This is a genomic window from Streptomyces sp. NRRL F-5122 (assembly GCF_001507435.1).
GTDB lineage: Bacteria > Actinomycetota > Actinomycetes > Streptomycetales > Streptomycetaceae > Streptomyces > Streptomyces lannensis.
The window spans coordinates 377,055-390,514 of the sequence record NZ_LMWH01000001.1; the positions used below are offsets into that span (position 1 = coordinate 377,055).

Below are 13,460 nucleotides of genomic sequence, written 5' to 3' on the forward strand. Positions count from 1 at the left end.
CGTATTGCACGCGTCCGGCGGTGGAATCCCCCTCAAGGCTGGTTCTTCCACCCCGGCGACCGCCCCGCGGTCCGCCGGTCCAGCGGTCCGGCGCCGCGAGGGTCCGCATCCCTTTGCGTACCGCGGCGTTCCCCTTGCGCGACCGACCCCTGAATCCTACGGTGACACATAGGAATCAGCGACGAGGGAGCGGTGATGAGCGGGGACGCGAGGAAAACCGCGGAGGGGCTGTCGTATCTCTCCGGTTTCGGCAACGAGCACAGCTCGGAGGCGGTCCCGGGCGCGTTGCCCGAAGGCCGCAACTCGCCACAGCGTGCACCGCTCGGGCTGTACGCGGAGCAGCTCAGCGGCACGGCGTTCACCGAGCCGAGGGCGCTCAACCGGCGCTCGTGGCTGTACCGCATCCGCCCGTCGGCCGCCCATCCGGCGTTCAGCCGTGCGGACAACGGACTGGTCCGTTCGGCGCCCTTCACGGAGACGGTGCCCGACCCCAATCGGCTGCGCTGGAACCCGCTGCCCGAGCCCGCTCCCGGGACGGACTTCCTCGCCGGCCTGTGGACGCTCGGCGGCAACGGTGACGCCACTCAGCGCACCGGCATGGCCGTGCACGTGTACCACGCCAACGCCTCCATGCACCGCGTCTTCAGCGACGCCGACGGCGAGCTGCTGATCGTGCCGGAGCGCGGCGGGCTGCTGCTGCGCACGGAGTTCGGGCTGCTGCATGTGGAACCCGCCGAGGTGGCGCTGATTCCGCGTGGTGTCCGCTTCCGCGTGGAACTGCTCGACGACTCCGCCCGCGGTTACGTCTGCGAGAACTACGGGGCACCCTTCCGCCTCCCCGATCTCGGGCCGATCGGCGCCAACGGCCTTGCCAACGCCCGGGACTTCCGGGCGCCGGTCGCCGCCTACGAGGATGTCCAGGGCCCGGTCGAGGTCGTCAACAAGTTCTGCGGCAACCTGTGGTCGGCGATGTACGACCACTCGCCGCTGGACGTCGTCGCCTGGCACGGGAACCATGTGCCGTATGTCTACGACCTGCGCCGATTCAATGTGATCGGCACCATCAGCTATGACCACCCGGACCCGTCGATCTTCACCGTGCTGACCTCGCCGAGTGACACACCGGGTCTGGCCGGCGTCGACTTCGTGGTCTTCGCGCCGCGCTGGCTGGTGGGCGAGGACACCTTCCGGCCCCCCTACTTCCACCGGAACGTGATGAGCGAGTACATGGGTCTCGTCGAGGGCGCCTACGATGCCAAGGCGGAGGGTTTTGTGCCCGGCGGGGGCTCGCTGCACAACATGATGTCGGCGCACGGTCCGGACCGGGACACGTTCGACAGGGCGAGTGCCGCCGAGCTCGCGCCCCGGAAGATCGACGACGGGCTGGCGTTCATGTTCGAGACCCGCTGGCCGGTGACCCTCACAGCGCACGCGACACGCGCCGACCACCTGCAACGCGGGTACGACGAGGTCTGGCAGGCCCTCGAACGTCACTTCCGCCCGTTGCACTGAGCGCCCACGACCGGTACGGATAGCCCGTGACCTCCTTCGCTCCGGATTCGATCGTCCTGAACCGCAAGCTCCCGCTGTGGTATCAGGTGTCGCAGTCGCTGCGCGCCTCGATACTCGGCCGTTCGCCCCGGGACCCGTTGCGCCTGCCCACAGAGGAGCAGTTGGCGGGGCACTACGGGGTGAGCGTGCTGACCATGCGGCAGGCGCTGAAGGAGCTGGAGGACGAGGGGCTGATCACACGCCACCGCCGGCGGGGCACGTTCATCGAACCCAGCGCGAGAAGGGGTGCGCCGGTGCGGCTGCTGGGTTCGGTGGACGCGATCGTGGCCCAGCAGTCCGGGATGACGACCGAACTGCTGGACCACGGCAGGACCCCCGTGCCCGCGGAGATCGCCGACCACTTCCCGGATCTCAGCGAGGTGGCGACGTACCACCGGCTGCGCAGTGACGAGAAGACCGGCGAGCCGACCAACCACGCCCGCAACTACGTCCGCCCCGAACTGGCCGAGCGCATCGACCGCGAGGACCTGGTGCGGTGGCCCATGACCAAGGTGCTGCGGGACGTGGTGGGTGCGGACATCAGCCGCATCACGGACACCGTGGAGGCCCGGCTCGCCGATCCGGAGACGGCCCGGCTGCTCGAAGTCCCCCTGCTCAGCCCCATCCTGCACTACACGGGCATCACATTCGACGCCGCCGGACGGCCGCTCGACGTGGCGGTGATCCACTACCGCGGGGACCGGTTCTCCTTCACAGTCACCCTCGAGGCCACCTGACCACGTCGTACGATGCCCAGCGTGACGCACGACGACGCTCCGCTGCTCGCGGACCTCATGCCGTGGTCCGTCGCACCCCTGCGGCCGGGCCGCGCCTGGCCGTCGGCACCCGACGCGGCCTCGCTGAAGGCACGGTGGGAGGCCTTTGTGAAGGCCGAAGGACCCGACCGGGAGGCGCTGTTCGAGCCGACGCGCTCGCGCACGCTGCACTCGGCGGTCGGCCAGCTGCCGGGCCGGGCCGGCGGCACCGAGAAGCTGGTGCGCGCCTCGGGCCCCTGCCCGGAGCCGGTCCGGGTACTGCTTGCGCCGTTCGACGAGCAATGGCTCATCCCCGACCACCGGCTGATCGACGTGGCCCGCCCGGAGCTGTGGCGGGTCGCGGACGAGCACCAGATCTTCGCCGTGGAGACGGCGGCCGCGTCCGACTCCCCCGGCCCGCTCCTGCTCGCGACCGCACTGCCGCCCGTGCTCCGGGCCGGCCGCGTCCGACCGCTGTACCGACGCCCCGGCGGCGCCGAACCCAACCTGGCTCCCGGCCTGCTGGAGCATCTCGGCGCCCGTCTGGGCCTGTCCCCGACCCCGGTGGACGTCCTCGCCTGGATCATGGCGGCGGTACGTCCCGGGCACGACGGGCCGGCCGTCCCCCTCACCGAGGACCCCGAACTCTGGTCCCGCGGCCTCGAGCTGGGCCACCGCGCCCTGTGGCTGATGCGCCGCGACGGCGAGCGCCCGAGGCTCCCCGGCGGCCGCCGACCCTATGTCCGCGCCCCCCTGCCCGCTCGCCCCCTGACCCTGCACTACGACCGCGACGAGGAGAGCCTGCACCTCGACGACGGACGCATCTCTCCGGTACCGCCGGAGGCGTGGGACTTCGAGGTGGGCGGGGACCGTGTCCTCGAACAGTGGTTCACGGCCCGGACCGCAGAGGCCAGGCCGGGCACGCTGGAGGCGATCCGCCCCGCCACCTGGCCGCAGGCCTGGACGTCCGAACTGCTGGAACTCGTCACGATCCTCACCCTCCTCGCGGAACTGCGACCGCGGCAGGCCGCGTCGGAGGTGGCCGCGCCTCTCACGGCCACCGCGCTGCGCAAGGCCGGGGTGCTGCCGGTGCCGGCTGGGGCGCGGCGGCCCGCGTCGGTGCTCGACCACCACGAAGAGGGACCCGAGGGCCAGTTCGTGCTGCTCTAGGCCTGGGGATCGAAGCCGTCGAGCACCCGCTCCAACGCCCTTTCGAAGACCGCCTCCAGATCGATCGGCCCGGCGTCCTCCGCGAAGGCCGCCGCCATCCGCGGATACGCGCCCGTGGCGATCCGCCCGCCGAGATAGGCGATGCGCACCGCGTTCTCCTCCGCCTCCGACCAGGGCAGGGAGCGGGCGCGTTCGGCGGCGGCGAGTTCGTTCGCCACATACATGGTCACCACGCTGTTGAGCATCGCGACCAGTTCCATCTTGGTGCCGTAGGACGCCTCCAGCGGGTCGAGACAGGCCAGACAGTGCTCGAGGTACCGCAGCGCGTTGGGGCTGAAGCCGTAGATGCTCGACATCAGGCGGGGCAGCCAGGGGTGTCGGCGCATGAGGCCCCGCGTCCCGTGGGCCGCCCGCACCATGTCGGCCCGCCAGTCGCCCGACGGCTCCCACAGTTCGTGCTCGCCGCTGACGGCGTCCACCATCAGCTCGTACAGGTCTTCCTTGCGGGGGACGTAGTTGTACAGCGACATGGTGCCGCAGCCGAGCTCGGCCGCCACCCGTCGCATCGAGACCGCGTCGAGCCCTTCGGCGTCGGCGATCCGCACCGCGGCATCCGCGATGTCGGCCCGGCTGTAGGCCGGCTTCGGCCCCCTGCCCGCCCGTTCGGGACGGGCCCAGATCACTTCGGGTACGGCCGCTCGGCCAGCCATCGATCATCACCTCGCTCCACCATCGTAGTTACGTACACCGTACGTAATGCGCTATGGTCACCCCATGATTACTACGTACGCTGTACTTAGTGAAGGTCTGGAGAGGCGGTTCGGGGACGTCCACGCGGTGCGCGGACTGGATCTGGCCGTCGCGGAGGGCACTGTCTGCGGTCTGCTCGGACCCAACGGGGCGGGCAAGACCACGGCGCTGCGGCTGCTGACCACGCTGCTGCGACCGGATGCGGGGTCGGCGCGCATCGCCGGGCACGACCTCGTACGGGAGTCGGCCGCGGTGCGCCGCAGGATCGCCGTCACGGGGCAGTACGCGTCGGTCGACGAGGACCTCACCGGACGGCAGAACCTGCGGCTGTTCGCTCGGCTGTACCGGATCAAGTCCGCGGCCGCGCGGGTGGACGACCTGCTGGACCGGTTCGGCCTCGCCGAGGCCGCCGACCGGACCGCATCCACCTACTCCGGCGGTATGCGGCGCCGCCTCGACCTGGCGGCCGGTCTGATCCGCCGTCCGGACGTGCTGTTCCTGGACGAGCCGACCACCGGACTGGACCCGGCCGGTCGCAGCCTCGTCCGGGACGCCGTGCACGACCTCAGGCAGCAGGGGACGACGGTGCTGCTGACCACCCAGTACCTGGAGGAGGCCGACCAACTCGCCGACGAGATCGCCCTGGTGGACCGGGGCCGGGTCGCCCACACCGGTTCACCAGCCCAGTTCAAGTCGCTCATCGGTTCCTACGCGGAAGTCGTGGTCGCGCAGGCGGACGCCATGGTGCGGGCCGCCGGTGTCCTCGACCGGCTCACCGGGTCCGAGCCGGCGTTCGATCACGGGCGGCACAGCGTCGGCGCGCTCACCACGGACCCGACCCTCACCCTTCCCCGCCTGGTGCGCGAACTCGACGCGGCCGGCGTGCCGTTGCTCGACGCGACCCTGAGACCGCCGACTCTCGACGATGTCTTCCTCCGGCTGACCGGGCAGTACCCCGGCATCTCTCCCGACACCAAGGAGCTCGTGTCATGACCGCGTTGGTGTACGACGGTACGGCGATGGTGGGCCGCCAGCTGCGCCGGGTCCGCAACAACCCGGGACTGGCGATCCTGACGCAGCTCATGCCCATCAACATGCTGCTGTTCTTCGGCTACGTCTTCGGCAGCGCGCTCGCGATGCCCGGCCGGGAGTACCGCTCCTTCCTGGTGCCGGGACTGTTGGTGGCGACCGCCGCGGGCGGGATCATGACCGGGATGTTCCAGGCGGCCCAGGACTCCCATCGGGGTGTCATGGACCGCTTCCGCACGATGCCGGTGAGCCGGACGGCGGTTCCGGTCGGGCAGGCCGCGGCGGATCTTGTCGTCACGGCCGTCGGGACCGTGCCGCTGCTGCTGGTCGGACTCGCGGTGGGCTGGCGGGTCCAGGGATCGGTGCCGGAGGTCCTGGGCGCCGTGGGCCTGCTGCTCCTGTTCCGGCTCGCGTGCACCTGGATCGGAATCTTCCTCGGGCTGCTGACCCGCAGCGAGGACGCCGCGGGTCAGCTCGGTGCCGCCACCTTCGTGCTGCCTCTGTTGTCCAACGCGTACATTCCGACCGACAACCTGGCCGGCTGGTTGCGCACGGTCGCCGAGTGGAACCCCATCAGCGCGGTGACCACCGCCCTGAGGGTCCTCTTCGGCAACGCACCCCTCCCCCGTGGCGCCGCCTGGCCGGTGGCCCACCCTGTGGCCGGGTCACTGGCCTGGTGCGCGGTGCTGATCGCGGTGTTCGCCCCCCTGGCCGTACGCCACTGTGCCCACGGGGAGCGGTGAAAGGCCGGGCGGACAGCGATGACCGGCCGCCGACGAGGTGTGCGCCTCCCGAGCGTGATCGCCGCCGCCGGTGATGCACGGCGGCACCGCCCGGCGCGCACCCGGAGGGCGCACGCCCTCATCGCCCCGATGCGGGGGCGTGCACGCACTGCTCGGCGCGGGCCGGACACGCCCGCCGTGTGTGAGGCCGCCCAGGCGGACTCCGGGGAGCACGGGACCGCGTGGGAACGTCTCAAAGATGGCGCGGGCGGTGGCGGGCCGACGGCCGGTGAGCGGTGGACGGTGGGGAGGCCGGTCGAACGCTCAGGACGCGCTGCCGTCGATCACGCTGCCGGGCGGGAACGAGGCACGGATGGGGAGTGTGCCCGCGCTCGGGGAGCACACCGGGGGCGCTGCCGCGTGCCGTGGGGATGACGGACGACGATGTCGCGGTGCGGCGCCGGGACGGTGCGACGGCCTGAGCGCGGGCCCTTGCCGGGCGCCCGCTTCGCGGGCGCCGTGAAGAACGCCGGAGTTCAGCGCCCGCCGAACAGCGAACGACGCAGTCGGCGCAACGGCGCGAACAGGGAGACCTTGCTCACTCGCTTCCCCCTGGCACTCCGCTCGTGCGTGGAGTCGTGTGCGGTCAGCTCGCGCATCAGTGAGGTGGCCTCGGCCGTCTCACGCTGCGGAAGGGCAGGTCCCGCCAGCACCGAGAGATGGCGGTCGAGACGCGAACTGGTCGCGCTGCTCCCGCAGGTGATCGCAGGGACCCTGGCCCTGCGCACTGTTATCTGTTCCATGTCACTCCCCACCCGTACGAGTCCACCCGGCCCGGGCAGACTAACCCTATCGCTCCCAGGCGGCACTCGTGTATCGCGGGCAAAGGATTCACCTTCCCTACAAGGGGGTTGACGACTACTGTCCGAAACCGACTGATTGCAGGGCGAGTTGGACAACTGGCTGGCTGGTGGGCTGCCGTGAGCCCCCGTCCGGTTCGACGGTAACGGCGAGTGACGTCGCCGTCCTGTCGAGACCGCTCGCGACCAAGGGCGTGTCGCCGTCGAAGAGCCCGAGGGAGCGCGGATGCGCATGGGGGCGCATCAGCCAGAGTTGATGCACACGCCCACCGGGCAACGCGTCGAGCCCGCTGAGAGTCACGACCGCGCGCCCCTCGGATGCGGAGGCGATCACTCCGATGCCCCGCCCCCTGGTGTCCGCGTCACTGCTCGCACGGGCGTCCGGGGCGGCGAGGACGTGGGCGATCTCACGCGCCTGGGCCCGCTCGGCGTCGAGCTTGTCCTGCGTCTGTGCGGCCTGCACACCGAAGAGCGCCGCGACGACGAGGGCCGCCGCGGCCGTGGCGGTGGCCAGGGGGGCGAACAAGGGGCGCAGCCGGGGCGCATGCGGGCGCGCGGGCGGCGGTTCCGTGCCCCACACGTGCGGCGGCAGATGCGGAGCCCGCGACCGCGCCGCGTCCTGGCCGGGCGCCGGGTCCTGAGGGGTGTTCCGCACGGCGGTGAGAACGCGGTCGCGCAGTGCGGGCGGGGCGACGGAGGTCGTGGTCCAGGCGAGGCGGACGGCGTCCTGGGACAGTGCCCGCACTTCCGCGGCGCACCGGTCGCAGCCGGCGAGGTGCCGCTCGAACCGCCGCCGTTCGTCGGGGTCGAGGGCGTCGAGCGCGTAGGGGGCGGCGAGCGAGTGCAGATCACCCTGGCGCAGACGGGAGAAGACGCTCATGCGGCACCTCCCCCGACACCGCGGAGCGCTCGGTCCGACGGCGGCACCGCACGGATGGGCCGATCCCCGGGCGGGCGGTACAGGACGCTCATGCGACTCCTCCCAGGCATTCGCGCAGCCGCGTGAGTCCGTCGCGCATCCGCGTCTTGACCGTGCCGAGCGGGAGTGCGAGCCGCTCGGCCACCTCACGGTACGTGTAACCGTCGTAGTAGGCGAGCGTGACGGACTGGCGTTGCAGGGCGGTGAGCCGGTCCAGACAGCGGCGCACCCACTCGCGCTCGAGACCCGCCTCCACCTCCTCGGCGACCTGGTCGAAGGCAGGGTGGTGGGCGCGCCGCGCCTCGCGCTGCTCGCGTTCGCCGGCCGCGCGGGCGCTGCGCACCCGGTCGACGGCACGGCGGTGCGCGAGAGTGAGGATCCACGACAGGGCGCTGCCGCGTCCGGGGTCGAACCGCGGCGCGGAACGCCACAGTTCGAGCAGCACCTCCTGGGCCACCTCCTCCGACTGCGCCGGGTCCCGCACCACCCGGCGCACCAGACCGAACACCGGCCCCGACACCAGTGCGTACAGATCCTCGAAGGCCTTCTGGTCACCCCTGGCCACGAGCACCAGAAGTTCGTCCGCCTCCACCCGTAACCCCCCTCCCCGCCGGCGTCCACGGCCGACTCGCTCCACTGTGGCATTCGCTGCGCTCACGCCTTCGGATGGGATACGGATCAGCGGGCCCGAAACGCGGGTCGAGCAGGGGCGAAAACATTTTTCGCCTTCGACCAATCCGCCTCGGCGGCAGTTCCGAATCCCGATGCGTCAGGCAAGTTGGCACTGAGGACGGACGGCATGACAGCTAACGCGAGGAGCGGCTCGGGGCGCAGGAGTATCGCGACCCTCATCTGTGGTGCGCTGGCCGCCGGGGGGCTCGCAGCCGCCGGCGCGACCGCGCTGCAACCGGGGGCGGCCTCCGCCTCCTCCCACCGGGAGGCCCCGCTGATCTCGGGGCAGCCGCAGTACGACAACACGGACCTGTACGCGTTCGTGAGCCCCGACAAGCCGGACACGACGACGGTCATCGCGAACTTCGTCCCGTTCGAGGAACCGGCGGGCGGGCCCAACTTCTACACGTTCGCAGACGACGCCCAGTACGACATCCACGTCGACAACAACGGTGACGCACAGGGCGAACTGCTCTTCCGCTACACCTTCAGGACACACACGAAGAACAAGAACACCTTCCTGTACAACACGGGTCCCGTCGCCGCTCTCGACGACCCGGATCTGAACATCACCCAGACCTACGACATCGACCTGCTCAAGCTGCACAACCAGAAACCGGTCTCCCGGACGAAGATCGCGGACGATGTCCCGGTGGCCCCGTCGAACGTCGGCAAGGCGTCGATGCCCGACTACGGCACACTGCGCGACCAGGCCGTCCACAAGCTCGCGAGCGGCGCGACCACGTTCGCCGGCCAGGCCGACGACCCGTTCTTCGCCGATCTGCGCGTCTTCGACCTGCTGTACGGCGGCAACCTCTCGGAGGTCGGCAACGACACCCTCAAGGGGTACAACGTCAACTCCCTCGCGCTGCAGGTGCCGAACGACTACATCCGTGCCTCGGCGCAGCAGCCGGTCGTCGGCATCTGGTCGACGGTCCAGCGCAAGGACGCGCACGGCGACTGGACGCAGGTGTCACGACTCGGCAACCCGCTCGTCAACGAGGTCGTCAACCCGCAGAAGGACAAGGACACGTTCAACGCGTCCGCCCCGTGGAACGACGGGCAGTTCCTGAAGAACGTGACCAACCCGGAACTCCCCGAGCTCATCGAGGGGATCTACAAGATCAAGGCCCCGGCCGAGCCGCGCACCGACCTGGTGGACGTCTTCCTCAAGGGTGTGAAGGGCCTCAACCAGCCGCCGCACGTGCGTCCGGCGGAGGAGCTGAGGCTCAACACCTCGATCAAGCCGGCCGCCGCCCCGAAACGGCTCGGCGTGCTCGACGGCGACAACGCGGGATTCCCGAACGGGCGCCGGCTCACCGACGACGTGATCGACGAGGCGCTCCAGGTCGTCGAGGGTGAACTGGTCGGATCCAAGAACGACCTGGGTGACGCGGTCGACGCCAATGACAAGGAGTTCGGCCACTCGTTCCCGTATCTGGCCGAGCCCACCTCGGGTTCACGCGGCCCGCTGGCCAAGGGGAGCGGCACCGACGTGCGCAACCAACTGGGCGGCGGACTCCAGCCGGCCGGTGCGAGCGGCACCGACGCCACGCTGATCGCGAGTTCGGCTGCGGCGGGCGTCGCCGGGGTGCTGCTGATCGGCACCGCGGTCTTCTGGTGGCGCCGGCGCGCCTCCCGCTACCGGGCGTACTGAAGCCCCACCCACCCGGCGGGGCCGTCCCGACGGCTCCGCCCCCTCGACCGGCGCGGCCCGTACCCCATCCATCCCCCACGGCGCGGGCCGCGTCGCCCACCCCCGACAGCGACCGTTTCCACTCGGCAGATTGAGGAGAAGGGCATGTCCCCGCGTACGAAAGAGAGCGCGCCGGAGAACGGGCCCGGCGACCGGCGGGAGGCCGTGCCCGCGGGCACGGCGACCGGCGCGGCGCAGACCACGCCAAAGCCGGGCTCCCCGGACTCCTGGAGGCACGGTGGGAGCGTTGTCGCAAGGCGTGTCAAGGACGGCATGAACGCGGACACGTCCGACGAGAAGAAGGCAATGAGGGTACCGGCGGCCGGGGAGGACGCCGGGTCGGCGGCATCGGCTCCCGGACCGGCGGGCGGCACCGTGGACGGCGGGGACGAGGCCCGCGAACCGGCCGGGGCCGCCGACGAGCGGATCGTCGCGGTGCGGCGGTTCTCGGCGCTGGGACGGCGGTGGCGGGCGGCACAACTGGGGCTCTGCGCCGCATCGCTGGCCGTCGCCCTCACCGCGGGCGCGGTGGCCGTCGGCGCCGTACGCGACGGCGGCGGCCCGGTTCCGGTCGCCTCCTCCCCCGGTGGGGTCTCCCCCGAGCTGCTCGCCGGTGGTGATCTCGACGCCGGCATCCGCGCCCTGCAGGCCCATCTGCGCGTCCAGCCGCGGGATCACGGCAGTTGGGCCACCCTGGGCCTCGCGTACGTCGAGCAGGCCCGCACCCACGGCGACCCGTCCCGCTATCCGCAGGCGCAGCGCGCCCTGGACCGGTCGCTGAGGCTGCGTCCCGGCAACGACGCCGCGCTCGCCGGCCGTGCCGCCCTGGCCGCGGCCCGCCACGACTTCACCGGCGCCCTCAGGTACGCGGACCTGGCCCTCTCCCAGAACCCCTACAGCGAGCGCGCCCTGTCCTCCCGGGTCGACGCGCTGGTCGAACTCGGCCGCTACACCGACGCGTCACAGGCCGCGGACCTCGCCGACTCCCGGCGCCCCGGCATCCCCGTCTTCACCCGCTACGCCTACGTCCACGAACTGCGGGGCGACGTCCGGGCAGCCCGCCGCGCCCTCGAGCAGGCCCTCGCCACGGCCACCTCCCGCGGCGACATCGCCTACGTGGCCACCACGCTGGGACAACTGGCCTGGAACCAGGGCGACTACAAGAGTGCCCTCGCTCACTACGCCCGCGCCCTCGCCGCCGACGACACCTACCTCCCGGCACTCGAGGGCCGTGCCCGTGCCCAGTCCGCCCAAGGTGACACCGAGGGCGCGATCCACGGTATGGAGCTGGTCGTCGACCGCTATCCGCTTCCCCAACCACTCGTGGAACTCGGCGAGTTGTACGAAGCCCGTGGCAAGCCGGGCGACCGGGACAAGGCCCGCGACCAGTACGCCCTGGTCGACGCCTGGGTGTCGCTGGCCCGCGCCAACGGCGTCGACGCCGACCTCGACACCGCTCTCGCCGCCGCCGACCACGGCGACCGCGGGGCCGCGCTGACGGCGGCACGCGCCGAGTGGGCGCGCCGCCACACCGTGCACACGGCGGACGCCCTCGCCTGGGCGCTGCACGTCAACGGGCGTGACGCGGAGGCCCTCCCCTATGCGGGGCGTGCCACAGCCACCGGCTACCGCAACGCAGCCTTCCTCTACCACCGCGGCATGATCGAGCGCGCCACCGGTCACACGGACCGGGCCCGCGCCACGCTCACCGCGGCGCTGAAGCTCAACGCGGGTTTCTCACCGCTGGGCGCGCACGAGGCCCGCAAGGCACTGGAGGCGGTGAAGTGAGCCTCCGTCGTCTCGTCGCCTCCGGCGCGGCGGCCCTGACGGCCGCCAGCGCCCTCGTCCTGATCCCTTCCGGCCCGGCGAGCGCCCACCCGCTCGGCAACTTCACCGTCAACCGCTACGACGGCCTGGTCGCCGCCCCGGGACAACTGCGCGTCGACCATGTCGAGGATCTGGCGGAGATACCGGCCACGCAGGCCGAGTCCGACATCGCCGGGACGGGGCTGACCGGCTGGGCCCGGAAGCGGTGCGCAGCGGCCGCCGAAGGCAGCAGGCTCACCGTCGGCGGGCGCCCGGTGACGCTGACCGTCGGCACCAGCAGCGCCCGGTCACGGCCGGGTCAGGCCGGTCTCAGCACCCTGCGCGTGGAGTGCCGGCTGACGGCACCGCTGCCCAGGACGGGCACCGCCGGCATCGCCTTCCGGAGCGCGGGGGCATCCACCGGTCCCGGCTGGCGGGAGATCACCGCGCGCGGGGACCGTACGACACTCATCGCGTCGAACGTGCCGAAGTCCTCCGTCTCCCACGAACTGACCGCGTATCCGGTGGAGTTGCTGTCCTCACCGGCCGACACGGTCACGGCCTCCCTGCGGGTGCGTCCCGGTGGCCCCGCCCTGGCCGGCGAGCAGGGCGACGCCCCGGCCGCCTCCGTGCTTCCCCGCGGTGCCGACCGCTGGACCCGGGCCCTGGACGACCTGGTCGCCCGGCACGACCTCACCGTCGGCTTCGCCGCGCTCGCCCTCATCATCGCGATCGGTCTCGGCGCCATGCACGCGCTCGCGCCCGGCCACGGCAAGACCCTGATGGCCGCGACGGCGGCGGCCCGCGGCAGCCGGGCGAGGCTCAAGGACGTACTGCCCCTGGCGGCCTCGGTGACGATCACCCACACCCTGGGCGTCGTCGCGCTGGGGCTGCTGGTCACGGCGGGTTCCGCGGCGACGCCGTCGGTGATCGCCTGGCTGGGCCTGGCCAGCGGGATCCTGGTCACCCTGGCGGGCGCGTCGCTCGTCCGCCGGGCGTGGCTCAGCCGCCGGCACGGCCACCTCGGCACGGACCGGCCCGGACCCGCGCCGGGACACCTCGGCCACACCCACCGTACGCACGGCCACGGTGAAGGACACCAACACGGCGACCACGGTCACCACCACGACCCCGGCGTCCCCCACACCCATGGCGGGGTCACGCACACCCACCCCACCGCGCCCACCCTCCGCGGCACGATCCTCCTCGGTTTCGCCGGCGGGATGGTGCCCAGCCCCTCGGCGGTGGTGGTCCTGGTAGGCGCGGCCGCGCTCGGCCAGGCCTGGTTCGGGCTGCTGCTCGTCGTCGCGTACGGCATCGGCCTCGCCCTGACGCTGACCGCCGCCGGAGTCGCCGTGGTCAGGCTGGGCAGCGGGATGAAACGCGTACTGGAACGCCGTCCGCGCTGGACCGCCGGTCCGGCGGCTGCGCTGGTGCGCAGGACCGCACCGCTGGGATCGGCCTTCGTCGTCGTGGCCCTCGGGGCCGGACTGGTGTTCAAGGGGGCGGCATCCGCACTCGGTTGAGCTA

At 72.0% G+C, this 13,460-nt stretch carries 12 protein-coding genes; 8 read left to right on the top strand and 4 right to left on the bottom strand.

The window, feature by feature from the left end:
* Positions 1 to 195 precede the first annotated feature (195 nt).
* Genes hmgA through ADL25_RS01750 form a run of 3 tightly spaced genes read left to right on the top strand, consistent with a single transcriptional unit; the run spans position 196 to position 3,476 of the window.
* Positions 196 to 1,512 carry a homogentisate 1,2-dioxygenase gene (gene hmgA / locus ADL25_RS01740; protein WP_059125757.1) on the top strand — a complete coding sequence of 439 codons (1,317 nt, stop codon included), beginning with the start codon at positions 196 to 198 and terminating at the stop codon, positions 1,510 to 1,512.
* Between the two features lie 26 nt (positions 1,513 to 1,538).
* Positions 1,539 to 2,288 carry a GntR family transcriptional regulator gene (locus tag ADL25_RS01745; RefSeq protein WP_059125758.1) on the top strand — a complete coding sequence of 250 codons (750 nt, stop codon included), beginning with the start codon at positions 1,539 to 1,541 and terminating at the stop codon, positions 2,286 to 2,288.
* Between the two features lie 12 nt (positions 2,289 to 2,300).
* On the top strand, positions 2,301 to 3,476 hold the full coding sequence (locus tag ADL25_RS01750; RefSeq protein WP_059125759.1) for a type ISP restriction/modification enzyme: 1,176 nt from the start codon (positions 2,301 to 2,303) through the stop codon (positions 3,474 to 3,476).
* Here ADL25_RS01750 and ADL25_RS01755 read toward each other — a convergent pair.
* A complete protein-coding gene (locus ADL25_RS01755; protein WP_059125760.1) occupies positions 3,473 to 4,186 on the bottom strand; it encodes a TetR/AcrR family transcriptional regulator in 714 nt (237 codons plus the stop codon). The genes ADL25_RS01750 and ADL25_RS01755 overlap by 4 nt on opposite strands.
* 64 nt (positions 4,187 to 4,250) lie before the next feature.
* On the opposite strand from ADL25_RS01755, the gene ADL25_RS01760 reads away from it, so the two are divergent.
* Together ADL25_RS01760 and ADL25_RS01765 are read left to right on the top strand one after the other, a co-directional pair.
* The gene (locus tag ADL25_RS01760; protein ID WP_059125761.1) at positions 4,251 to 5,219 is read left to right on the top strand and encodes an ATP-binding cassette domain-containing protein; all 969 of its coding nucleotides are present in this window, start codon (positions 4,251 to 4,253) and stop codon (positions 5,217 to 5,219) included.
* Positions 5,216 to 5,998, top strand: a complete 783-nt coding sequence (locus ADL25_RS01765) for an ABC transporter permease (RefSeq protein ID WP_059125762.1) — start codon at positions 5,216 to 5,218, stop codon at positions 5,996 to 5,998. The genes ADL25_RS01760 and ADL25_RS01765 overlap by 4 nt, the downstream gene beginning before the upstream one ends.
* A 515-nt stretch (positions 5,999 to 6,513) precedes the next feature.
* Here the strand turns inward: ADL25_RS01765 and ADL25_RS01770 are convergent.
* The 3 genes from ADL25_RS01770 to ADL25_RS01780 form a co-directional block, all read right to left on the bottom strand.
* A complete protein-coding gene (locus tag ADL25_RS01770) occupies positions 6,514 to 6,780 on the bottom strand; it encodes a hypothetical protein (RefSeq protein WP_059125763.1) in 267 nt (88 codons plus the stop codon).
* A gap of 115 nt (positions 6,781 to 6,895) precedes the next feature.
* Positions 6,896 to 7,717 carry an anti-sigma factor gene (locus ADL25_RS01775; RefSeq protein WP_059125764.1) on the bottom strand — a complete coding sequence of 274 codons (822 nt, stop codon included), beginning with the start codon at positions 7,715 to 7,717 and terminating at the stop codon, positions 6,896 to 6,898.
* Positions 7,718 to 7,805: 88 nt separating this feature from the next.
* On the bottom strand, positions 7,806 to 8,348 hold the full coding sequence (locus ADL25_RS01780; protein ID WP_059125765.1) for a sigma-70 family RNA polymerase sigma factor: 543 nt from the start codon (positions 8,346 to 8,348) through the stop codon (positions 7,806 to 7,808).
* 207 nt (positions 8,349 to 8,555) lie between these two features.
* On the opposite strand from ADL25_RS01780, the gene ADL25_RS01785 reads away from it, so the two are divergent.
* From ADL25_RS01785 to ADL25_RS01795, 3 genes are all read left to right on the top strand, one after another.
* A complete protein-coding gene (locus ADL25_RS01785) occupies positions 8,556 to 10,085 on the top strand; it encodes a DUF4331 domain-containing protein (protein ID WP_059125766.1) in 1,530 nt (509 codons plus the stop codon).
* Between the two features lie 144 nt (positions 10,086 to 10,229).
* Positions 10,230 to 11,912, top strand: coding sequence for a tetratricopeptide repeat protein (locus tag ADL25_RS01790; RefSeq protein ID WP_079050111.1), 1,683 nt, complete (start codon positions 10,230 to 10,232; stop codon positions 11,910 to 11,912).
* Positions 11,909 to 13,456, top strand: a complete 1,548-nt coding sequence (locus tag ADL25_RS01795; RefSeq protein WP_059125767.1) for a sulfite exporter TauE/SafE family protein — start codon at positions 11,909 to 11,911, stop codon at positions 13,454 to 13,456. The genes ADL25_RS01790 and ADL25_RS01795 overlap by 4 nt, the downstream gene beginning before the upstream one ends.
* Positions 13,457 to 13,460 lie beyond the last annotated feature (4 nt).

Bases quoted from the DNA above. Each gene is read 5' to 3' on its own strand.
- hmgA (WP_059125757.1), top strand. From the start codon at position 196: ATGAGCGGGGACGCGAGGAAAACCGCGGAGGGGCTGTCGTATCTCTCC.
- ADL25_RS01750 (WP_059125759.1), top strand. From the start codon at position 2,301: ATGCCCAGCGTGACGCACGACGACGCTCCGCTGCTCGCGGACCTCATG.
- ADL25_RS01755 (WP_059125760.1), bottom strand. From the start codon at position 4,186: ATGGCTGGCCGAGCGGCCGTACCCGAAGTGATCTGGGCCCGTCCCGAA.
- ADL25_RS01760 (WP_059125761.1), top strand. From the start codon at position 4,251: ATGATTACTACGTACGCTGTACTTAGTGAAGGTCTGGAGAGGCGGTTC.
- ADL25_RS01765 (WP_059125762.1), top strand. From the start codon at position 5,216: ATGACCGCGTTGGTGTACGACGGTACGGCGATGGTGGGCCGCCAGCTG.
- ADL25_RS01770 (WP_059125763.1), bottom strand. From the start codon at position 6,780: ATGGAACAGATAACAGTGCGCAGGGCCAGGGTCCCTGCGATCACCTGC.
- ADL25_RS01775 (WP_059125764.1), bottom strand. From the start codon at position 7,717: ATGAGCGTCTTCTCCCGTCTGCGCCAGGGTGATCTGCACTCGCTCGCC.
- ADL25_RS01785 (WP_059125766.1), top strand. From the start codon at position 8,556: ATGACAGCTAACGCGAGGAGCGGCTCGGGGCGCAGGAGTATCGCGACC.
- ADL25_RS01790 (WP_079050111.1), top strand. From the start codon at position 10,230: ATGTCCCCGCGTACGAAAGAGAGCGCGCCGGAGAACGGGCCCGGCGAC.